This window comes from Humiphilus diazotrophicus (assembly GCF_059726315.1).
On record NZ_AP040870.1, the window covers coordinates 1,140,752 to 1,163,092 of the forward strand.

14 protein-coding genes, 1 tRNA gene and 1 pseudogene are annotated in these 22,341 nt (G+C 49.7%); 11 read left to right on the top strand and 5 right to left on the bottom strand.

Annotation, left to right across the window (positions count from 1 at the left end):
• Positions 1–544: 544 nt before the first annotated feature.
• A complete protein-coding gene (locus AC6I7T_RS06115) occupies positions 545–1,183 on the bottom strand; it encodes a response regulator transcription factor (protein ID WP_497792446.1) in 639 nt (212 codons plus the stop codon).
• On the bottom strand, positions 1,180–2,877 hold the full coding sequence (locus AC6I7T_RS06120) for a histidine kinase N-terminal 7TM domain-containing protein (protein WP_497792447.1): 1,698 nt from the start codon (positions 2,875–2,877) through the stop codon (positions 1,180–1,182). Before AC6I7T_RS06120 ends, AC6I7T_RS06115 begins: the two co-directional genes overlap by 4 nt.
• 1,015 nt (positions 2,878–3,892) lie before the next feature.
• Between AC6I7T_RS06120 and AC6I7T_RS06125 the strand changes: the two are divergent.
• From AC6I7T_RS06125 to AC6I7T_RS06135, 3 genes and pseudogenes are all read left to right on the top strand, one after another.
• Positions 3,893–4,021 (top strand): annotated as a pseudogene (locus AC6I7T_RS06125) (DUF6968 family protein); the annotation flags it as partial.
• A gap of 327 nt (positions 4,022–4,348) precedes the next feature.
• Positions 4,349–4,425 (top strand) — tRNA-Arg (locus tag AC6I7T_RS06130).
• A gap of 86 nt (positions 4,426–4,511) precedes the next feature.
• A complete protein-coding gene (locus AC6I7T_RS06135) occupies positions 4,512–5,669 on the top strand; it encodes a tyrosine-type recombinase/integrase (protein WP_497792448.1) in 1,158 nt (385 codons plus the stop codon).
• Positions 5,670–5,679: 10 nt separating this feature from the next.
• On the opposite strand, the gene AC6I7T_RS06140 is transcribed toward AC6I7T_RS06135, so the two are convergent.
• Positions 5,680–5,928 (bottom strand): helix-turn-helix domain-containing protein, encoded by a 249-nt coding sequence (locus AC6I7T_RS06140; RefSeq protein ID WP_497792449.1) that lies wholly within the window; start codon positions 5,926–5,928, stop codon positions 5,680–5,682.
• A gap of 280 nt (positions 5,929–6,208) precedes the next feature.
• Here AC6I7T_RS06140 and AC6I7T_RS06145 point away from each other — a divergent pair, with 280 nt between their 5' ends.
• The 5 genes from AC6I7T_RS06145 to AC6I7T_RS06165 all read left to right on the top strand — a co-directional run bounded on the left by AC6I7T_RS06145 (position 6,209) and on the right by AC6I7T_RS06165 (position 11,071).
• On the top strand, positions 6,209–6,502 hold the full coding sequence (locus AC6I7T_RS06145) for a helix-turn-helix domain-containing protein (protein WP_497792450.1): 294 nt from the start codon (positions 6,209–6,211) through the stop codon (positions 6,500–6,502).
• Positions 6,503–6,553: 51 nt separating this feature from the next.
• Positions 6,554–7,624: a PDDEXK nuclease domain-containing protein gene (locus AC6I7T_RS06150; protein WP_497792451.1), complete on the top strand. Its 1,071-nt coding sequence runs from the start codon at positions 6,554–6,556 to the stop codon at positions 7,622–7,624.
• A 655-nt stretch (positions 7,625–8,279) separates the two neighbouring features.
• The gene (locus AC6I7T_RS06155; protein ID WP_497792452.1) at positions 8,280–8,855 is read left to right on the top strand and encodes a hypothetical protein; all 576 of its coding nucleotides are present in this window, start codon (positions 8,280–8,282) and stop codon (positions 8,853–8,855) included.
• A gap of 564 nt (positions 8,856–9,419) precedes the next feature.
• Complete coding sequence (locus tag AC6I7T_RS06160; RefSeq protein WP_497792453.1) at positions 9,420–9,944, top strand: hypothetical protein; 525 nt, start codon at positions 9,420–9,422, stop codon at positions 9,942–9,944.
• A 557-nt stretch (positions 9,945–10,501) separates the two neighbouring features.
• Positions 10,502–11,071 carry a hypothetical protein gene (locus AC6I7T_RS06165; RefSeq protein ID WP_497792454.1) on the top strand — a complete coding sequence of 190 codons (570 nt, stop codon included), beginning with the start codon at positions 10,502–10,504 and terminating at the stop codon, positions 11,069–11,071.
• Positions 11,072–11,735: 664 nt separating this feature from the next.
• Here AC6I7T_RS06165 and AC6I7T_RS06170 read toward each other — a convergent pair.
• Both AC6I7T_RS06170 and AC6I7T_RS06175 read right to left on the bottom strand, forming a co-directional pair.
• Positions 11,736–12,605: an ArdC-like ssDNA-binding domain-containing protein gene (locus tag AC6I7T_RS06170; protein WP_497792455.1), complete on the bottom strand. Its 870-nt coding sequence runs from the start codon at positions 12,603–12,605 to the stop codon at positions 11,736–11,738.
• Positions 12,606–12,934: 329 nt separating this feature from the next.
• Positions 12,935–13,264, bottom strand: coding sequence for a single-stranded DNA-binding protein (locus AC6I7T_RS06175; RefSeq protein WP_497794560.1), 330 nt, complete (start codon positions 13,262–13,264; stop codon positions 12,935–12,937).
• Between the two features lie 785 nt (positions 13,265–14,049).
• Here AC6I7T_RS06175 and AC6I7T_RS06180 point away from each other — a divergent pair.
• The 3 genes from AC6I7T_RS06180 to AC6I7T_RS06190 all read left to right on the top strand — a co-directional run bounded on the left by AC6I7T_RS06180 (position 14,050) and on the right by AC6I7T_RS06190 (position 22,227).
• The gene (locus AC6I7T_RS06180) at positions 14,050–16,677 is read left to right on the top strand and encodes an IPT/TIG domain-containing protein (protein ID WP_497792456.1); all 2,628 of its coding nucleotides are present in this window, start codon (positions 14,050–14,052) and stop codon (positions 16,675–16,677) included.
• A 130-nt stretch (positions 16,678–16,807) separates the two neighbouring features.
• Positions 16,808–18,517: a patatin-like phospholipase family protein gene (locus AC6I7T_RS06185; RefSeq protein ID WP_497792457.1), complete on the top strand. Its 1,710-nt coding sequence runs from the start codon at positions 16,808–16,810 to the stop codon at positions 18,515–18,517.
• Between the two features lie 920 nt (positions 18,518–19,437).
• Positions 19,438–22,227, top strand: a complete 2,790-nt coding sequence (locus AC6I7T_RS06190; protein ID WP_497792458.1) for a HEAT repeat domain-containing protein — start codon at positions 19,438–19,440, stop codon at positions 22,225–22,227.
• Positions 22,228–22,341 lie beyond the last annotated feature (114 nt).

The following is a 22,341-nucleotide window of genomic DNA, read 5'->3' on the forward strand; positions in this document are numbered from 1 at the left end:
CCGGGAATAACTGGAGTGTTTTCGCTGTTACTGCTGCAAATCAGGCCAGCCGCTGGAGTGTCTACAATTTTGGGAAGAGATATCAACAAAGAACGACGAAACATACCAGCAATTTCAGTCGTTACCACCATTGGTGAGGCATTGTGTCAGGGATGGCCTTCAGGCCATCTGAAAACAGTCTTCGTTGAGAGAGAAGAAACATTTTCGGTAACCTATGCAACGGGAAGAACAAAGGCATTAAAACTATACCCGTTCAAGCGTTTTGGTCATTGCTTCCACAAGCGAAGATCCTCTCAAACAGTATCTTGCAGCTATTCGGCCTGATCAATTTCCTGCTGCATTCGTTACCGAAAATGTCTATCCATTATTAAGAGAATTGCCGCGGCTGGACTGAAGTCCAGCCCTGACACACGACCACCAAACAAGCTGAATCACGGGTATTGCTATTTGACTTTTCTTGATGTTCTTTCTCTAGCTGTAGAACTACACGTGGCGGTTTCTGACCGCCACCCTCTTCGCATGACGAGATGTAGGAACTCCAGATCTAACGCAGGAGTCCTGCTCTTTGGGAGTACTCCAGTACCTGCGCGCGATTTTCCAATTGAAGCTGATGTACTATTTCCGCCATGTGATACTTAATCGTTCGCTCGGAAAGGTTGAGTTTGGCTCCCACTTCCTTGTATGTCAGTCCGTCCGCGACCAGCGTTAGAACCTGAAGCTGCCTTGCCGATAACGCCTTGGTCGATGTCTCCGGGGCAGTGGCTTCCGCGCCCCTCCCAAACTCGTTTAGCAGACGGGCGGCCATCCCTCGCGAAAGTGGCGATTCCCCTTCGGCAAGAGCCATCAATAGCTGGAAAAAGCATTCCGTGCTCTCGGTCTTTAGGATGTACCCGGAGGCACCACTCTTAATCGCCTCAAACAGGGCTTCGTCACGATCATCCATAGTGAGCATCACCACTTTGATCTGAGGCATCTCGGCCTTTATCAAGCGGGTCGCGGCTAAACCGTCAAGTTGCGGCAGTTGTACATCCATCAGGATTACATCCGGGTTCAAGGAACGTGCCTGCTCCAGTGCGTCCCACCCGTGCTGTGCCGTACCTACCACTTCGACACCATTGGAACTTAATAAGTTTTTGAGGCCATCCAGAAAGAGTGGATGATCGTCCACCAGCAACATTTTCATCTTAAGACCTCCGGTTCAAGCGCAAATTCCATAGTAATCCGAGTACCCTGTCCTGGAGACGAGTGCACTTGAAGTCGCCCTCCGATTTCAAGTGCTCTTTGACGCATAAACTCAAGTCCGAAATGCTCGGCAGGATTCGGAGAAGACTGCATAACATCGAAGCCCTTGCCGTCGTCTTCAATAGCAACTTGAATTCGTCCGTTCTCCCATCGGAGAATTACGCGCACACAGGATGCCTCCGCATGTTTTCGGGCATTCGCGAGGGCCTCTTGAACAATTCGCAGCACCTGCGTTCTGACGGATGACGCCATCATCTGTGCCGGCAAATCGGCAGGCGCATCCAGCTCAGCCCGTAAATGATATGTAGTGCTAAAACGAGCCAGATACTCTTGCAAGTAGCTACGGAAATCGAGATCCGAGGAGATTTGTGCATGAGCACTAGAGATATAGTCCCGAACTTCAATAAGGCTATCTTGCGCCGCTGTAACCAAACTCTTCAGCGCGTCCTCCGCCTTCTCTGAAGATCCTCGGTTTAGCCAACTGCGAGCCGCTTCGCCTTGCATCTTCATATAGCCCAATACCTGGGCTAGACCATCGTGCAGATCACGGGCAAGTCGGACACGCTCCTGAAGCATTGCCATGGTGCGTTGTTGTTCAAGGATCTGAGCCTGCCCCCGCCGCTGCGTCGTTACATCGTGGAAGAGGACCACCCGTCCGAGATAATAGTCCGTCTCATTATTTAAAGGGGAGAGATGCAGTACGTAAAACCGCTCTCCATCCTCACCATCGATACGGATTTCGCACTCCTGTGGCTCCCGTACATTTCGGGCGTTCATCACCAGAGGTGGTAATCCCAAGCGCTCGGGTAGCAGCGTCCCACGCGCGGATGCTGCACTGAGTCCCAGGATCTTCTCAGCAGAAGGATTTAAATCCACAATCCGCTCTTCTCTGTCCAGAAGAAGCATACCTTCATACATCTGCTGAAAGATTGTTTTGCGGGCAATCGGTATCAGTTCGAGAAGTCTGAATCGAAAGAGTGCCAGTGCATATGCCGCTGTTACTGGCACAAATCCCGTATGGAAAAATGTACTGACGAGCATTCCCTTCGTCGAACCTCTTTCCCCGAGAAGCAGAACTACCCTCGTCAAGATCTGGCCTAGTAGGCAGAGCCCGGCAGGCCAACGGTGTCGAGGCGACCGAAAGAACAGAAAGCCGAAAATTATAGGAACAATGAGGGCTAGAAGAAAGCCGTACAGATATAGAACCTGAGCCGCCGGAGTCCGGGCTCGAAAGTTATGGAGCATACCTTCGCCCAGTTGCCAGCCCCAGGGACGAAAGTATCCGGAAAGTGTCAGCCCCACCTGTACAAGCCAAGGGATAGACAACAGTAGTATTGTTTTTCGGTTAACGAATCTACCTAAGTTGGCATACTCCAGGGCAAAGCAAAGTCCAGCCACGGCGGTTGGCAACTGCCACATGTAGTGGAACTTTGTCCAGAAAAGTCTGATTTGCGGATCGATTGACGCCAGGGCCAGCCCGTAAGCCGATTGCCACAGCAGAACGAATACACAATAGAAGCAGAACGAAAGGGCACCAGGAGTGGATCGTCGCGTCCAAGAGTAACCAGCTAGCGCAGACAAGAATGCGGTTGATACCGCCACCGGCCACATCTGCCATAGATATGCATGATCCACGATCGCCACTTCCCTACAAAGCGCTAATGCAATGCGCGTTCTTCAGCTCTCGTCCTGCTCACCTCAAAGCAGACGATAGTCACCGCAGTTCAAACAGAGAACAACCAGCCTGCCGGAAAACATCAGCAGGGATCGCCAAGCATAGAGAGAAAGTTGAGATATTTTAACATAGAGCTCATCTCATAAACATTTAATGATGAGATTTGGGCGAAACAGGGCTTAGGATACATCTATGCTGTTTTGCTCTAGGCACCCGAAGCACAGTGGCCATCAATAAGTACCCAGGGAATATCCTCCCGACCAGACCTTCGGCGCCTCTAACAATGAATTCATGATGGAAAACTGGCTAAGTTACTAGGTCTGTTGGCCAGGCATTTATGCAAAGGCGAGAAGCTAGATCTCGACGGTTGGTGGGCGACAAAGCATATGACTCCGATGCACTAGACGAATAGATGGTTAAGAGTGGTATCGGTATGGTCGCTCCGACTCCTGACAATCGACAGCAGCAGACATAGGATGGCCACGCACTACGCCGCGATTGCTGAGAGAATCTTTGCCTGAATGCCGAACTATCATCGACTCGTTACTTGCGGAGAATCTCACATAGAAAACTTTCTAGCTTTGTCCACTTAGCTTGCCTTCTAATATTATTCAACTCCAGAATTCAGGAAGTTGTACATTACTGCAACTATTACCGTTCCATTGTTTATTGATAGATAATCCCGAATGAAGACGACTCCATCCACTCGCAAACTAGCGTGATGTACCAACATCCGACTCTCAGGACCAGCAACTCGCAAAGCCTATTTGAGGGCTCTTTGCCAAGGTGTCGAATTTACGAAACCACTTCGCGCATTACCATGACCACTCGCCCCATACTTCCAAGAAGTCGTCGTAAAGCTTCGGATTCGCATGGAGGTAGAGGAGGAGGGTAATTGCTCGCTCATATAGAGGCCGGAGCATTTTCAGATCTCCAATGCCATAGCCATCGCCAGCAAGGACAGACGACTATGACCATTTCACCTGCGAATATGAGATCTCGGTTGCAGGTGAGAATGGAGCATATCAGATCATTGGGAGTAATAGCGTTCACGCACTACAGCTTGCGATGTTTGAGGTCGGCTCTGCCCTGCAATCAATTTAGGTGGGGGCCACTTGATTGGCGTTGGAATGACGAGTCTCATACAGGCTTTCTACCCAGCCTCAACCAACCAATTACAGGATTGAAGCCCTAGGCGATCCGTGCCTTTGTTGTTCGCTAACCGGAGGGAAGCTGTTGGCTATCTTAAAACTCCACGCTGATTGGACTTCAACCTGGCCGTTGCAGTAGGGACCGACAGCTCATTGCACCGGCGCGCATTTGCTAGTAGGCTGATTGTGGCTTGAAAAGTGGTCACTGGCCTATTGGGTTCTTTCTTGCCGAGTTGAAAATCTGCTGTAACCCTTCTAGAATCATTGATGTATACAATATGGCCCCGTAGCTCAGGTGGATAGAGCAGCAGTTTCCTAAACTGCGTGTCGGAAGTTCGAATCTTCCCGGGGTCACCATAAAAATCAACAATTTACATTGGATTCAAAAACCACCAAAATGTGCTGGTGTCAGTACAGGTGTCAGTCGGGTTTATCCTGGAGCCATGACGCCAAACAAGGCACAGTCGGGCGCAAAGAAGAACCGGGAAGGAAAGAAACACCGGGGAGTCTATGAAAAAGTGCCGGGTTCTGGCATTTGGTGGATAAGGTACACGGTAGGTGGCAAGATTCGGCGTGAAAAGGTTGGCCGCAAGTCAGACGCCATAGTTCTTTACCAGCAGCGGAAGTCGGAAACGCGAGCGGGGATGAAATTGCCCGCCAATATGCGCCACAGGGGTGAGACCCTAGGAAAAATAATTGGCCGCGCCCTGGATTGGTATAAAGAGCATAGACCCAAGAGCTACCGTACCGCAAAGACACATCTAGAAACCATCAAAGCCGAAATGGGCGAACGTATCGCTGCCGATCTGTCCCCAGATGATGTTGACGTATGGTTGTCTTCTCATGAAGATTGGGCCCCAGCTACAAAAAATCGATACAAGGCTACCTTAGGTAAGGCACTTCAGAAAGCCGTAATATCGGGTCATTTGACTCGCAATGTAGCCCGTTTGGTAGAAGCGCGGAAAGAGAACAATTTTAGAGAGCGCTACCTTTCGGCAGATGAAGAAAGACGCATTATCGATGCCATTAAGGGCAAATATCCCGAATCATACGTGCATGCGTTTACCATTGCCTTGCATACAGGTATGCGACAGACCGAACAATTCATGCTGACTTGGGACAAGGTCGATTTCAAGCAGCTAAAGATCTACCTGCGCCAGTCTGAAACCAAAGGCGGCAAAGCACACGGATTGCCCATGAACAAAGCCTGTTGTGCTGCTATGAAAGCATTGCATGAAAAGAAATCGAAGAAGACTAATCGTGTTTTTCTGAGTGCCCGGTACAAAGATCAACCACTGGAAAACCCTCGCCAGTGGTTTCCTGATGTGCTCAAGGATGCAGGTGTGAAGGATTTCCACTGGCACGATCTGCGCCATACGTTCTGTTCTAGACTGGTGCAGCGCGGTATACCGCTGCAAACAGTTTGTAAACTTGCAAATCATTCCAGCATAGCGGTTACTCTGAGGTATGCTCATTTAGCACCGCAGCAGATAGATGATGCGGTCAATGTCCTTGACGAGCCGGACCAGAAGGTTCCAAAAAGTATGGATAAAATCTCCGCTGCATCACCCCAGGGCACCAAAACCCCACGGGAAGAATGACCCAATTCGTCTAGCTAGCGAGTTTTTCCGGGTGATCAGCACGCGCAAACCGTCTTAAATCAGCTACAGGGATGAGCACCCGAGAGCCAATGCGTCTTGCAGCCAATTCCTTATTCGCGATCAAGTAGTCAAGAGCCCGGGGGCTGATAGAAAGACATGCCGCTGCTTCTGTCCGACTAAGTAACAGCTTGTCTTCTGAGTGAACGATGGCTTTTCCAGGTTTCTTCGAGGCGGGCATGGTGGAATGCTCGGATTTCATTCTCAATCCTCTCGTTACGATAAAGGTTGTATTGCTTTGTCCAGGGCTCGTTGAAACAAGCCTTCACCGATATAAGGCTTTTCCGAAGCGGCTTTGGCTCAGAGATTACGCCCGATTCGACCTTGTTCCATCCAGTTCGATTCAGTGGAGGGTACTGACTCGGTCCTATCGCCCGGTTTATGAGACATGCTTCGGAGACAATTCTCAGCTCTATGTACTATGCTCGGCAGAGAGGCATCAAAATCGGATTTAGGTATTCACAGGGAAGTCTCATCGAGCCATGAAATATGACTATAGAACCTATCTGAAGGCTCTAGGGGCCCGTCTCCGAGAGCTACGAACGGAGAGAGGCTGGAGACAAGTAGACATGGTGCGGGAGCATGGTTTCCATACATCGCATTACCAATCCCTCGAAAGAGGAGACAAGATGTCTCTGCAGACCCTACTGCGTTTAGCCGAAGTCTTCGATATCCCGGTATCTGATTTGCTTCGCCCGATTGACTCAGCTGGAAAGACTAGCAGAAGTACGAGGAAGACTTCACAAAAGAAACCAGGAGAAAAGAGATTAACCTAAGCGCGACATCGCAGAACCTGCTAAACCATATTTTCCAAGGGACATATTAGCGTGAGCAAGCTTGTATCGAAGCAGATCTTACCATCTGAGCTGCTGAGGGATATTCGCAGCTTAATCACCGAGGCTCGTCGGCAGACAACAGTCGCTGTGAATATGGGGCTTACCCTGCTTTATTGGCGCATAGGCAGGCGTGTCAATCAAGAAGTGTTGGGCAATGAACGGGCTACCTACGGAGAGCAAATTGTCGTGACACTGTCACGACAATTGGAGACCGAGTTTGGCCGCGGTTTCACGGACAAGAATCTCCGAAGAATGATGCAGTTTGCGGAGGCATTTTCTGATGAAGAAATTGTCGTGACGCTGTCACGACAATTGAGCTGGTCTCATTTCAGTGCCCTTTTGCCTCTCAAACACCCTTTTCAGCGGGAATTTTATGCGGAGATGGCGCGAATCGAAGGATGGAGCGTTCGTATCCTCCGCGCACGTATCGATTCAATGCTCTATGAGCGAACTGCACTTTCGAAACAACCGGACGCACTTATCAGACGAGAGCTTTCTATCTTACGGAGCAAGGGGAACCTGACACCAGCCTTGTTGCTCAAAGATCCTTACATCCTCGATTTCCTAGATTTAAAGGATCGTTTTCTAGAGCGTGATTTTGAGGATGCGATTCTCCGTGAACTAGAAAATTTTCTCTTGGAACTGGGATCTGGCTTTTCTTTCGTAGCCCGACAGAAACGAATACAGCTTGATGGCGACGACTTCTATATTGACCTTCTGTTCTATAACCGCAAACTCAAGCGACTAGTCGCTGTCGAGCTAAAGCTTGGAGCATTCAAGCCTGAATATAAGGGCCAGATGGAGCTCTACTTGCGCTGGCTGGCGCGGCACGAACAAGAACCAGGTGAAGGACTTCCCTTGGGAATTATTCTTTGTACGGGCAAGAACACCGAACAGATAGAGCTACTAGAACTCAGAACATCTGGTATCCACGTTGCCGAGTATCTTACTGTACTGCCGGCTCCAGACATGTTGCGTGCCAAGCTTCATCACGCAATTGAAACGGCCCGTGCTCGTATTGAAGCGAAAAGCAGTGCCGAAATCCCAGAAGCGGGGGCATAAACACATATGTGAAGGTGGGCATGAGCGGCAGACCTTTTCGAACAATTAAAAACATGAAAAAGATTCCCAGATCTTGGAGGGCAAGGCGAAACGGTGCCGCTACGCGGCGGCGAATTAATTGAGTTTTAAGGTATGGGAAATCTATCAATCCGATAAGCAATATAAAACCGGGAGCAGCATATCTGCGTACCCCCGGCGCTCATCGGCATAGATGAGTTTCAGCTGGCTATTCCTTGATAGGTTGCTCTCCAGCAGAGCCTATCTCCGCTTTACCAACTACGGACTAAGATGCATTTGAGCTCTTCTTTGTGTACTGGATCAATGTAGAAAGATGGATTTCTCTAGAGCTGGTTGAATTCTCCATGACGAGCATGAATGACGGAAATCCGTACGGACAGGGTCCGTCTAGTTCCACTTTACAGATCTGACACTCATAGTGCGATTGCGAGAATCATTGAACATGACTTTACCAACCATTGCTTTGAACATCTACCCTTACGAGGTGAGAACTCGTCAAGATTGATATGTCGTACGACTTCACTCGGTCATATAACCTCAACACTGTCGCTGTCAGGTATCACGGATTGCTCGACTAGCACTGTGTTACCCTAACTGTTAGATTCCATTTCAAAACAGTTGGCTTCAGGGGCCACATATGACGCGAGTTTATTTGCGATTAGGGCTGCTGATTCTTGGCGTTGCACTCATTGCTGGGAGCGTCTATTTTCATCGCCGTTCTGCTGTGAAGGCTTTTCCATCGCCATCATCTGATTCCACTGAGCTGATTGGTCGCGATTTGCCGCATAAGTTCCATCGAACCCTGTCAATTCCTGAGAAACAGCATATTCTTGATGGCTACTTTACTGTCATCACCTCGACCGAAGGACTCCCTCAACCAGTCCAAAACGCGTTCGCGACCATCACGGGAGTGAAGCCATTCTCTCTGACTAACCCCAACACCAAATATCAAGTAACGGACGTCATCGAAGAACCGGGACTGGCAAGTAGACGGTTAATTTTTGCAGGTGCCTGCAAAAGCCTTTGGTTTATTCACTACGAACACGGAGGAATCGGCGTCAGCGACGCGATCTTGGTATTGGACATCACTTCCGACAACTCCATACGGTTTGTCTGGGGAGGAACCGGATCCATAAAGGCAACGACTTTGGCTGATTTGCGGGCAGCAATAGGAACTGGGAAATTTGCTGATGACTATGCGTTCTATTACTAACCGGTAGGGACAGCGCAACTTTGGGCAGATCTTCCCAATTGGGGTTATGTTATATAACTAGTCCTCACGTGGCCATCAGCCATTGCTCTTTGAGCTCAAATCTACAAGATTATCGATGCAACATAAATGAGTAAGTTCTTAGGTTCAACACGTCACACAGGACCAGCGTTATCGGGTGATTCCTCTACTTCGATAAGTCCACCTTTGCTGAGTTCGTAGGCTCCACTATGGATTTGATTGTAGACGAGAGTGATGTTTAGGCATGCAGCGTCCCGCTCCAATTTGGGCAATAATTCCTCACCGTCTTCCGTTGCGTCGCATTCGAGTTCTGGAAGCTTAAGCCCTTCGTCCCGGGCATAGAGGGGCAACCTGGCTATAGGGAGAGATTCGATTTTGGAGAAGTGATTGGAGCTTATGCAAATAGAATGGAAACAGCGTTTCGAAGGACCAGTAGGCCGAGAAAAGGTCTTTGCCAGATTGGGCCCATTCCACGACAGTCAAACCCCTCACACTCCAACGTACATTTATATTTATAACGCGCCAGGGCAACAGTAAGGAGGAACTATGAGGACGCGTGCAGTGAGTTGTATTCTGTTGGTGATGGCGATGTGCCTAGGCTATGGTGCCTATGGACAAGATGACGGAAAAGTGATTTTACAACGAGCGGCTCATTGTCTCGTTGCTAAAGATTTTCTTCCCCCGACCAAAGCAAGGCAGAGGATGTTTGGCTACTTTCTTGATGAAGAGTCCTATCCAGGCGAGAAAATGCTCTACTTCGTGGAATACCTAAATCCATCCCAGCCAAATGGCTTCGTGTTCACGATTTTTGTGAGCAATCATGATGGCCACCAAAACTTCAATATCCAAAACAACGCTCGCTTCAAACTGTCGAGGAATGGTGATGGAGGGGTACAGTTTGCGACCCCTCCGCTTGGCGGCACGTGGACTCAGGAGCATCTTGTATCCGCGATTAAACAGATCGAGAAGCAGCCGAGGTCCACGATTCTAGTCAAGGACATGCTTACGACAGATTCCTCGATTAGTTGCGAAGCATATACCGATCCGCAACCAAGTCCGAATGCAAAGTAGGCCCAACAGCAGAAAGCTGGAACGGGTGGAACTGCATCGGGCGGCACGGCATATTCGCTAAACCTCGGAGGCGTCAAAATTAACGGAAGTGTGTCCAGGGTCGATTTTACTGATGGTGAAACAGGCATTAAGATCACTGGGAATACGGAGGGATGTCCAAGCACCTGTATGTGGGTGTCAACTTATCAACGAACTGGGTCTACAACAGAAGGCCCTACAACGGACCGTGATCCAGGGAATACCGGCCCCCTATATCCGTTCACAGGGTCTCCAGTTAATTTTGCTGACAGGCCGACCGTTGCAGCATCCGGATACGGTTCTTTTACTGCCGTGACAACTGTCGGCATTGCAGACTCAAAGTCGAAGTTCTTTATCCCCTTAGGTTCGATGACCTACAGTTTCAGCGTCGATAAGAGCAGAAACTTGTCTATCACAATGCCGCAAGTAGCCTCACCTGGCGCAGTGGAGCGCTCCATGTCTGTTCTTAAGCGCGAAAGCCCCACATGGACAATTGGGCCGTAGAAGCAGAGGTCAAGGAGACGAAGAGAATGATCACGATGCGCAAAGTAAGACGTTGCTTTTGGCTTCTCGCACGGCTGTCGGTGTTGATTGTGCTGCTGGGGTGGGCACAATCAAACGAGAACAAAGGTGGGTTAGGCTCGCAAACGAATACAGAAACTGCAATTCGTTTTTTCTATCAACCTGCGGGCAATTATTTTCATGCCCCTTTGATTTTTCTTGTGGTCGGCGAAACTGATCCTCAGTTGGCTACTGCTCCAATGTCTGATGCTGGGCGAACAGCATTCATTCGCCTTTCTGAGATGAAGGCCCTAACTCAAGGGCTAGAGCGTCTAGGCTTGGCTTGGAAAACGTCACAAGAGACGGAGGCTTTTGGTCCTGCAATCGATCTGAAATCGACGGGAAACATGGACATCACGGTCAGGTTCTCGAAGAATACAGCGTTTGCAGAACTCGATCCCAAGAGTATCTGCACAGCACTTGGCACTTTAGTGCAAGCGCTCTCGACGCCACGAACTCAATGGGAATTTCAAAAGTTTCGGTTGAACTATGGGTGCTCTGTTCCGGGATTTAATCCAGAAGCGTACCCGGATCACTTCTACAAGTAATTTTCGGACCTGCTGAGGTTTAAGCCAGAAACTGCGCAGCAAGCGTGCTCCTCATCCCACGCGAGCCGCCTTCCGGGGTGGCTTGCTGCTTTGGTGGTTCCATACGGCATCAGTGGCGCAACCACCGAAAAGACGTTCGGGAAATGAAAAGCCATCATGACGACTTGCTACTTGGTTTTCACCTTCGAAGAGATCCTGCGCCGACTCAACCATGCCATTGAAGATTTCAAGGGGGTTCCATTGGCCCCCAGAGACAGGGAACAAGCATGGGTGTTTGAACCTTCGGTGCAAAGTGCAAGACTAAATTCTTTTCCGCTTCGTCGGGGTGCAATTCTCGGCGCTGATAAATATGCAAAGGCACATTTTCGAAGAACTCCGTAATAACCATGCACGCATGCGTTTTGCCCTTCAGCTTCTGACAGTAGCCCGTAAGGTTATCTCTCCTTGCGTTGTATGTACCCGGATATCGGGGGGCCATACGTGTATCGCATCGGCAGAATGTGCCTTCGATCATTCTCTGTAACACACAAGGGCAAATATGGAAGGTTCTCAATCCTAATTGTAGTTTCGATTCTGTTGACCAGCTCTGGGTGGATGGCGATTAGATGTTTGAGAAGCTGCATTTGAATGGCTCCTTCTCTTTGCATATGGACAATGGGAGAGTTTAGGCAGCCTCATCACAGGAGGCGCGGTCTTCATCTACCGCGCCTCCTTCGCTGTGTTCTTCGGTCTGTTCAATTAGGCCAATAAGTGCTTTAGCTGTAGCAGCTATGGTCTGTAACGATGCGGTCAACATTTCGGAATTTATACCGTAGCTTGCCAGATAGAATCGACTCTCTAGGCGCATCCCAAAATGAGCAAGGACGGCATAGGCCACAGATTCAGCTTCCAGCTCCCGTTGCTGTTTCGTAGTTTTCTTGCACCTCGCCTTGTGCTCCAGAACTTCATGCGCAAGTTCATGGGCCAATACGCCACACCGGGCGGGCGTATCGAGTGACTCCTCTACTTCGATAAGTCCGCCTTTGCTGAGTCCGTAGGCTCCACTTTCGATTTGTTTATAGGTGAGCACGATGTTTAGGTAGGCAGCGGCCTGCTCCAATTTCGGCAATAATTCCTCACCGCCTTCCGTTGCGTTGCATTCGAGTTCCGGAAGGTCAGACCCTTCGGTTTGGGCATAGTCAAATACCGCTACAGACCTAAAGCCAGCAGGGCGGGACGTTATCTCGGTCTTGCCATCAATTTCTTCTTCCATCTTGCGTACAATCGGTGCAAGTATGCGAATACCCTTTTCACCTTTCTTCACGTTCCGGCCTAAAGACTCCCACGTTTGAAAGCCAGCAATGCGGGTAGCGTTCGGAGCCTGCGCCCAGATAAGAATGCAATTACCAAAGGAATACTGATGAAACCGGCTAAGGGTAGAAAGCCAGTTGCGAAAAATATCAGATTGCTTTGCTGCGTCCGTTTCTGCGCATAATACCTTAATTGAATCGTTGATCTCGTTGGTGAGTGCCTGTACTTTGTCGTTGCTCATCATCTTTGTCTCCTCGTCTTTTCGGGCTTGTAGTGCCCGGCATTTCTTAAATGCCGGAATAGCTGCCGAGAACGAACGGGGGGTAGCAAGTGCAAGGGGAGAGGGATCACCCACCCGAAGGGCGAAGCGTAGCGGAGGGCTGCACAAGCGAAACGAGCGAAGCGAATGAAGTGCGGAAGACTGGGGAAACCCCTTGTGCGCGCGAGCGGGCAGAGCCCCTTAGGAACACTTATTGCTCCTAGATTGGCATAGCCTACCTTATTGTCTTTATAGTGTTGGAGCATGAGACAGAAAAATGTGAGCCTCCGAAGAGGCTCGCCGAACTGCTATCGCTAAAACGGTACATCTAGATCAGCAGGTGCTGCTTCTTCCTCGGCATCGATTGGCTCAGTGGAATCCTTGCGACGATCCATCCTGCGAAGCTGAGTTGCGTAGATCTCTGTAACGTACATGGTCACATCTTGCTCCTTCCTGCCGCCGCCTACTTCTTTTTCGTATTCGCGGCTGCGCAACTCGCCTGTTACCAAGACCCGCTCTCCCTTCTTGAGTCCTTCGGCAAACCTGGTTAGTCCGCCCCAGACCACAATCCTGTGCCAATCGGTATGGGTCTCGTACTGTTCGTCCTCGTTTTTCCATGACAGCTGAGTCGCAAGTTGGAAGATTACTTTTACTTTTGAGCTATTTGGAAGATTAACTTTGGTAGCGTCTCCGTTCCATGCTGAGGATCAATCGACAGAAATGGCTTGAGAATGAACCAGGAGAGGGTTGCGGTATTTGAATAACAGTATGAACAGCATCTCGTAGTTTCTCTTTCACTGCAAAGATTAGGCGACTCACTCAGTCAAATATCGTGATATAAATTCTGCGAATCGTAAGGAAATGTCTGAGCTAACAAAGATACATGTGCAGGTGCCTAATTATGAAGCCGTCAAGATAGAAATCGTGGTCAGTTATAGACCAATGATTCTCCGGGTTCCTACTTATCCCCTCATAATGTAACGCTAAGGATGGGTATGAAATATTGTGTGGTTGATTTGATGATGCATTGTTTTGCATGAAATATGCAAGAATCTGCACAGCCACACGCGCTGTGCCGGTATGAGAGGTTACGGCTAGCAATTCGAAAGGATATTTAACAATTTCTTCCGTAGTTATTCAGCTTGATGACTCAGATGAATTAAATATTATTAGCAAAATCGCACTTGCGTGGCCTTGGTTTTGGGTTATACTCCGTAGCGATTCTTGTCGTTTTCCAATCCAGCACAAATAGGGTGGCACGTCTCCCCACAAGCGTTGAAGATTCTTTGGAAATTCCACGCGTGGAACCCGCAGAGGTATTATGCGCATTTCCCATCCTCAGATGTTTAGTGCGGGCGTCGTTTTGATAATGATCGCGCTCTTATGCTTATCACTGCGTATGAATGCGCAGTCACTAGTGTTGAGCCAAATGAATCCAAGGTCTGGCGAACCTGGTTCCAATGTGACAATCACAGGACAAAAGTTCGGCCCGATACAAGGAAACAGCTCCGTCAGAATTGGTAGTTCATCCGCGCGAGTTAGGCTTTGGTCTGACACTGCAATCGTATTCGAGGTGCCTTCAGTTGCCAAGCCTGGCAGCGCCGATGTGCTCATTACAATCGCCAATTTGAAAGAAGAGCATCCAGGAGCATTTCAGGTAAACGAGCCAAATCACCTCAGTCCAATGGGAGGACCTGCCGGGACGCAAGTAACGATCAGCGGTGCCGGTTTTGGGACGCGCCAGGGAACAAGCAGAGTGTATTTTGGCAAAGTACCAGCTGCGGCAGTCAAATTATGGTCCGACCAGGCGATTGTCGTGGTGACTCCGGAGAGTGGCGATCCCGATCATTCCGCGCTGGAAGTAACCATAAGGAATGGCGCGACAATTCGGAGGGAGGGTGTATTTAACCTTGCCGCTGCTCTTCCGAAAGAGACAGGCCCGCAGAGCCTTGCCTCTTCATCACCAGCTGTGGCTGCTGACCTTGAAACGGCTCCATCCAGTTCAACTCGCCTGGGTCATGGAGCTACTCGATCTGCTCTCGACCAACGCATAGCAAATCAATCCGATTTGCAGGCTTCAGCTGCTGCAACCATGGTACAGCCAGTTTCTTCCTCAGATCAGCCTAACTCCACCAGTACGACGGCTACGGCAAAAGCGGCCCCGGACCAGGGTCCGGCATTAGCCACGATCACTCTAACCAGTAGCGCAGATTTCGGCTCCGAACAGGGCAAGGTATTGTTTGCGGGAGTTGAAGCCAAAGTTACCGCAGGGAAATGGTTGAGAAAGTCCATCGAAGTGAGTCCCGTTGATGCCAAGGCAGTGACGCCCGTCGACCTGCCATTTGTCATAAATGATCCGTACGGAAAGACAATCGCAACAGGTACATTTCACGAAACACCAACCGAACCTCCGATGCAAGTTCAACCGGAATCCGGCGCAGCCTTAACGCGCGTGCGCATTACTGGTAGAGGTTTCGGCGCGTCGCAGGGCGAAAATGTTGTCCTCAAGTTCAAGAACACTCTTGTCCGCGTGAGGCCCGAAAACTGGACAGATTCCGAAATCCTGGTCGATGTTCCGGATTTCCAAGCTACAGGAGATATCGAGATACCGGTTACGCTGCAAGACAATACCGGTAAGATCCTGAAAGGACCGGCCAAATTCACGCAGTTGGCTGCCACAGCCGAACTTGAACCAACCTCGGGAGTTGCAGGAGAAAAAGTCACAATCACGGGTAGCGGCTTTCCTGACATCAAAGCGGACAAGGGTGCGAGAGTGTTGTTCGACAAAGTCCCGGCAACAGTTCAGAAAAAGTCTGATTCCACCCTGGACTGGAGCCCTAGTTCTATTACGGTGAGCGCACCAGATTTGAAGATGAGTGAGGCAAAGACCGTCGCCGTCACTGTTGTGGACGGCACAAATGCCGTTAAGGCTCGGGTGCGACCCCAATTTACAGAGAAGCTTGCTCTATGGGGCGATGATGATGCCGATCCGCTCGACATTCGTCTTATAGGTGGAGCGGAACAGGGCTTTCAAAGCTCCCAGCCGTCCAGCGGTAATGGTTTCCTTGCCATCTACGGACGCAAACTGTTTGCTCTCCCCGGAAAGGGAACGAAGGGTTCTTTCGGTCCCTATTTTGCGGTTCGCCTTCTTACGGCTCCTGCTTCAAATAACACCCTAAACGTCGTCTCAGCGGTCAAAGATCCTACCGGCACACTCAAGACAGTCAATCTCGACAGCGCCGGCTCGGCCGCCGATCTCTCGCTTGGATTGAACTGGGAGTGGTGGCATCCCAACCAGGGAAGGACCTCGATTGGAATTATCGCTGGCGGCGGATTTGTCACGCCGCTCCAGGGCAACTCTATAACGGCCACATTCACAATGCCTGATTTCGGCACTGTGGAGTGCACGGGGTTGCAGCAAAGGTTCAAGGATGCCGGTTTCATTGGGAATCCTAAACGACCGAATTATGACAATATCGTTGCCAATACGGATTCTGCGATTAATTCGTGCTTCTACAACAAGGCCGCTTCCGATACTGTGCACAGCACAGCTTATACAAAGATTTCTTTATTACAGTATGCCGCGCCAGACAGCCCGAACTTCTATGGCAAATATTCGGTAGGAATGCGCATGGTGAACCGGTGGCCTGCGAATGTCGACGGGCCGAAACATTGCACGACGAAAGACCCCTGCGAGCGCGGTTATGTCGATTTTACCGTCGGACAAAACGCCAGCTTGACCGGTGGCAGACTCAAGCATACGGTGCTCACTGTGGATTCAACCTATCCTCTGCCTATCCCAACGGTGAACTTCCTTTATCTGTTCGGAACCGCTTCGATGCGTTTCCACAAGCCTTCGCCGAATCTGGATCCGCTTGTTCTGAAAACAGGATCAGCGACCGACAGCACCACTGCACCCAGCGCTTCCACTCTTGTCTTACCTCTGACGCAGTCGGACCGGGATTTTTATCGGTTCGGCGTGGGAATCGATCTTAAGAAGATCTTTACTGCGCTTACGGGTACGGAGCAAAAGTCATCCTTGCCTGCCGAGCACTAAGGCATCGCTCTTGCAGCTGGTCTGGCTGGCACTCCCACTTCCCCAGTGAAGCAAGGTCGCTCGTGGATCGTGAGTTCATTTGCTAGAGGCGATTTCACGCAGGGCATTTGGACAGATATAGGAGCAGGAGATGGCAAGAAAGCTAGCTATTACGATTTCAGGCGCGGTTTCGCTGGGCAGCTACGAATCCGGCGTGATGTGGGAGGTGCTCCACGCAATCAAACAGCACAATGCTTGGGCTGATGCAAACAGCCCAGGTGAACGTATTGAGATCGATGTGATGACGGGTGCGTCAGCGGGCGGAATGACTGTGGCGATAATTGCGCAGCGTTTGCTGTATGACGGCACGTCGATGGACCAACCGTACAACAATCCGCTCTTCGATGCATGGGTTAAGAAAGTGGACATTGAGGGACTGTTGCAACGCGATCCGGGCTTTGCGCCAGGCCTTTCGGTATTATCGTCTAACCTTGTGATCCAGATCTCAAAGGAAGTGCTGATGAGTCGCTATCAGGCAGCCTCGGTATCGCCAGCAAACCCCCATCCCGCACTCCCGAAGGACGATGCGACGCTACGTGTAGGGTTCACGCTCTCAAACCTGAATGGAGTGGACTATAAGCGACTCACCGCCAGCGGCAACAGCTTTGTATACACGGAGCGCAGTGATGCAATGCTACGTACGCTGATGGCCGATAAGTGCGACACCAAAGCGGCTTGGGAGGAGATTCGGGGGGCTGCTGTGGCCTGTGGCGCGTTCCCTGTGATGTTTCGGGTGCAGGACCTCCAGCGTAACCTCGGTGACTTTGTGGCCGACTATCTGCCATCAGGAAGTGTCGATCCGCTAGTAAAGACACCTTGGCAGAATCCTGACCAAGTGGCGACATTTGCGTACACAGATGGCGGCGTGTTCCATAACGAACCGTTAGGTATGGCGAAGGACCTAGTGGACCAGCTGGGAGCGGGTCACACAGATGCGGAACAGAGGGGCTATCTGTTCATTGCTCCACAGCCTAAGACGGCACGGGATACGCCGTGGGGATCGGACCCGAAGAACTCCTTCTCGGCCGCAAACGCGACATTTTCGATATTTCTGACGCACCTAGTGAGCTCGATCATCTCGCAATCGGGGTTTCGCGATTGGATTACGGCAGAAAAGGTGAACGAAAAGATCAGGCTTTTGGATCTACGCGCGGGTCAGTTGATGCAGATGTTCGAGAATGAAACGCTCACTCCGACGCAAACTATACCGGTTAGCAAAGCTCTGATAGTGGCCCTGTTTACCACCGTCTCCGATCTGGAGGATACGCCAGAGAAGGCGCGAGAACGGTTGAAACGAAGCTACCGTAAAGAGTACGACGGTCTGCTGCAAAGCAAGGGGGAGACGGTGGCAAAAGCCTGGGTGGATGTGGTGCTGGTATTGGAGCGCGGGGCTGATCTGCAGGAAAAGGACTCAATGTACATCTTCGATTTTGTTGCTGAACCGAGCCTGCTGGCCAGCGACGCACTCGAAGCCTTTGCGGGATTCTTTGACATTCGATATCGCAAACACGACTACGACTACGGGCGTAGCAAGGCTCAAGAGATGTTGGCGAAATACTCAGCGGAGAAAGGAGTCTTCGAGAGACTACACTGGATGCCCACGCCAATTGACCAGATTGACGAAAACCTGAACGGTCTCACCATGGACAAGGCAGATCCGGCGATACGGCGACGCATGTACAACCGGCTTTCGAACGCTGCTGAGATTCTGCTGGAGGAAGAAGGGTTGAATTTGCTGCTACGCAAACCATTGATGTGGTATTTTGTGCAACCGAAGATCAAGAAGCTGCTGTCGCTGTGAGATTGTGAAGGTTGGCAGGAAATGTTCGCAATAGGGGCCTGAAATCGCGTGCAGCTAGATGCTTGAACAACACCAATGCATGAGAACCTATTTAAGAGAACCAATCCTTGCTTGGCATTCCTGAAAATTACTGACAACCCAGCCTACAGAGATGTTGACCTCCGCGCAGTTGCCGAAGCTCTGCATTGTGGTTGAGCCTTTGAGGCGAGTGGACTCAAACAACAACTTCTGTTACGAAACACAATTAACTGCTGTGGAAGCTGGATCTGCACAACTATAGACGGCAACAGTGCTAAACATTGGACTATGTCTTGCCCGTTTCGTTTGAAATGCCGAGATTGTGCACCTTCATATCAAGCGCTAATGATTTTGTTTCATGATCAAAAATCTGCCTAGTGTTGTCGATGTGCAAGTAACCTTGAAAAACTTCATTGCGAAGGATTTAAATCCCTTCTATTTCTCATCTCCATGTATAGTGTGACAATTCTCCACGCCCAAGGCATCGGATTTGAGTCTTAAGCGGCTAACAGTCAAAATTCCGGGAGGTGGCTGGTGTCTTGTTTCTTGGTATCACAGGTAAAAAGCAGAATTAGCGTAATTCCGAAGAAGCTCGATACTTCGTAATATCAGCGAGATGGATGTATCCCTATTCTAGATATCCTTTCCTTTCTCATCCAACTAAGTACAAATTTCCAATATACAATTGCTGGAATTGAGTAAGGGTCTTTGATCATAATCGATATATTGATCGCGGTGAGAGGTGGATTATGAGGCCTGGTTCTCTGCGTCGAGGTGAACTCCTAACTCTTACATGTCTAGCGTGTTTTGGTGTTGCACATGGACAACTTTGCAAAGGTTCTTCAGCTCAACCATGGCAAGCTCAGGGTCTCCGAGCGGCACTTAAAGATCCCTTATCTGACGTGCGTATATTCAGCCTGAAAAAGATAGCATGTTTTTCAAAGATCGAAGGAATTTCTCCCCTTGAGGTCTCTGTGTTTTTGAATGACAAGGATATTCATGTGGTTGCGGCTGCTGCTTTCACGTTGGGACAGATGGGAGCCAAGGAACAGATACCAGAACTCGTAAAGCTGATTGAGAATCCGAATGCTGAGGTTCGCAGCAATGCTGTTTCTGCACTTGGAAACATACGCGCGAAAGAACAAGTCGCAAAAGTTGTAAAACTGCTCGAAGATCCTGACTATCACGTTCGCGGCAAAGCCGCGATCGCCCTTGGGCTAATGGGAGCCAGAGAGCATATACCTGAACTGATAAAACTGCTCCAAGAATCCGATGAAATTGTTGCGGCTGATGCTGCTTCTGCTTTGGCACAGATGGGCGTCAAAGGCCAGACTCCGAAAATCATAAAATTGCTAAATGCGTCGGATTTCTATGCGCGTCATGGCGCAGCCTTGGCCCTGCGGCAACTAGGAACTAAAGAACAAACATCGGGAATCGCAAAATTACTCAATAGTCCAGATTCATTTGTTCGGGCCAACACCACATTTGTGGTGCAATGGATGGGGGCCAAAGAGCAAGTTCCGGAACTCGTAAAACTCCTGAAAGATCCCGCTGGCGACGTGCGCGCCAATGCCGCGTTGGCCCTGGGAAAGATTAAGGCCAGGGAACAGACTTCGAAAGTAGTAAAGTTGCTCACCGACGAGGAACCATGGGTTCGTCGCTCGGCCGCATCAGCATTGGGGGAGTTGGGGGCTAAAGAGCAGGTCCCAGAACTTGTAAAACTCCTGAAAGACCCCGTTGGCGACGTGCGGGGCAGTGCCGCATCAGCGCTGGGGAAGTTAGGGGCCGAGGAGCAGGTCCCGGAACTTGTGAAATTGCTCAAAGACCCCGATGATAGCGTGCACGACCCGGCAGGTACTGCGTTGGAAAGCTTCGGACCTTTGGCATCCAGCTTTCTTCCGGACATTGCAGCGGGTTACTACACGAATCACTCACGGCAAGCGGAGCTCCGGTTTCTCTGCTATTACCTCACAGGTGGAGAGCTCAATATTGCATTACTTCTTCGCAGAGTAATGTTTGGAGAGGATGCGGAACCAGCAGATCCTATTTCCCCAGTAGAACTTCGCAATGAGATACATGCCATTTCTCGTCTCATGCCGCTTACGAGGTATCCGAAAGAGTTTGCCTCTGACACTGATCGGCAAATTATTGAACTTGTACGAAACTGGAAGGCAGCAAGGAGCCCAGAAGATGATGCCCTCTTGGATACTCTAGCTAAGCAAATGGATCGGAATAGCGCACAGATACTGCGTGGATTGATAGTTGTCCCATGGTGGAAGATCGTGTTAACAAAAATCTGGAGAGTCGTCCTTATACATGCGGCATTCTGGACCCTGTTAATCTTCGTCTACCCACAGTCACAACGGGTACAAGCACTTTTTTTTTGGAATCCTTTGGTCAGAAAGATTTTTGGCTTTGCATATGTTGATCTATGTCTAATATTCATTCCGTTTTTTCGCAAGCGACTACTAGCTCCTTTCAAAGATGAACTTGAAGCCGAAGCTCGTCTAGCAGATCTTTCACAGGAAGAGTATTTCTCAGATGTGGAGGTGCTGCAGTTCGACGGGGATGAGCTGCTTCGGATTACGGATGCCATACCGTCCGTAAAAGGTCAGATTGTACTGGAGGGAGAATCGGGTCTAGGAAAGTCTATGTTCCTCCGCTATCTTGTGCTAAACCAACGCTCACCAGTTATTTATCTCCCGGCGAGCACTTGCTCCCACGGTGTGCTAGAGGCAATCAAAACCCGATTGCAAGGAAAGGCAAAAGATGATGGGTTCCTCAAATCCATCGTCTGGTGCGGAGGGCTAGATGTCATTGTCGACGGGGTGAATGAAGTGACTATCGAGACAAGAGGGGAGATTCAGCAATTCCTTAGAGACTTTCCCAGCGCTAACATAATATTAGCTACGCAACCGATTCTTTGGCGGCGTCCCACGAGAGCCCGCGTCTACCAAATGAAACCTCTGAATGCAGAACGCTTGCTCTGGTTCCTTGAAAGCCGATACAAGAGCATCTCTAGGCCACTGCTTGAACAAACTGTGTATAACCGTGCTTGTTCAGAATACCTCGCCGACATATTATCACCTGCTCAACCGGAAGAAGACCGAGCGAATGCACTAGCCGTCCTGACGAATCCGATGGACCTTGCTACCGCAGCGAATATTCTAGCTATCGGGGTGCGTCCCACACTGCATAATCTTCAAAACCAACAATACGAGCAAATGGCGGCAAACTATAAGAAACATCACTTGAAAGAAGTGCCGTTGAAGGGTTTTTTAAGTGCAGTGTATGAGAAGCGATTGAGTGACGAAGAAGCATTACCAACTGATGGCTTTTCTGAACTCGTTTTGGAGATGGAGGAACATAAGCTAGCTTTAAGACGGTACGTTAATGACATAACCAATCAACCAGTCATTAGGTGGGTATTTCGACACGACAAGGTTCGCGACTATTTTCTAATGCGGTATTTTTATTTAGATCAAACTTGTATTCCATTGCATATCGACGATCCGAGATTCCGAGGAGTATATCTTATGCTTGCATCATCTCTGCCGTTTGAGCAAGCGATAATATTGAGGGAAACTTTAGTTGATCGTGCAGCAGAAACGAAAGATCATTATCTGTCTGATTCGGTGGTCCAAATCCTTAAAGAGCGAAAGCAAAAGATCATAACTAAAACACGGGATTGAATGCCTTGGAAGCTGAACACTTAAAATCTTATTTCCGAGTTATTATCCAGATAGACTTACCGAGACTGATAAGTAGAAGCATCTTGGAAGGCGCATTTCTGCCAACTGTATTGA

Coding starts and splice junctions, on each gene's coding strand:
- AC6I7T_RS06180 (WP_497792456.1), top strand. CDS start 14,050: ATGAATCCAAGGTCTGGCGAACCTGGTTCCAATGTGACAATCACAGGA.
- AC6I7T_RS06185 (WP_497792457.1), top strand. CDS start 16,808: ATGGCAAGAAAGCTAGCTATTACGATTTCAGGCGCGGTTTCGCTGGGC.
- AC6I7T_RS06135 (WP_497792448.1), top strand. CDS start 4,512: ATGACGCCAAACAAGGCACAGTCGGGCGCAAAGAAGAACCGGGAAGGA.
- AC6I7T_RS06160 (WP_497792453.1), top strand. CDS start 9,420: ATGAGGACGCGTGCAGTGAGTTGTATTCTGTTGGTGATGGCGATGTGC.
- AC6I7T_RS06140 (WP_497792449.1), bottom strand. CDS start 5,928: ATGAAATCCGAGCATTCCACCATGCCCGCCTCGAAGAAACCTGGAAAA.
- AC6I7T_RS06155 (WP_497792452.1), top strand. CDS start 8,280: ATGACGCGAGTTTATTTGCGATTAGGGCTGCTGATTCTTGGCGTTGCA.
- AC6I7T_RS06170 (WP_497792455.1), bottom strand. CDS start 12,605: ATGATGAGCAACGACAAAGTACAGGCACTCACCAACGAGATCAACGAT.
- AC6I7T_RS06165 (WP_497792454.1), top strand. CDS start 10,502: ATGCGCAAAGTAAGACGTTGCTTTTGGCTTCTCGCACGGCTGTCGGTG.
- AC6I7T_RS06115 (WP_497792446.1), bottom strand. CDS start 1,183: ATGAAAATGTTGCTGGTGGACGATCATCCACTCTTTCTGGATGGCCTC.
- AC6I7T_RS06145 (WP_497792450.1), top strand. CDS start 6,209: ATGAAATATGACTATAGAACCTATCTGAAGGCTCTAGGGGCCCGTCTC.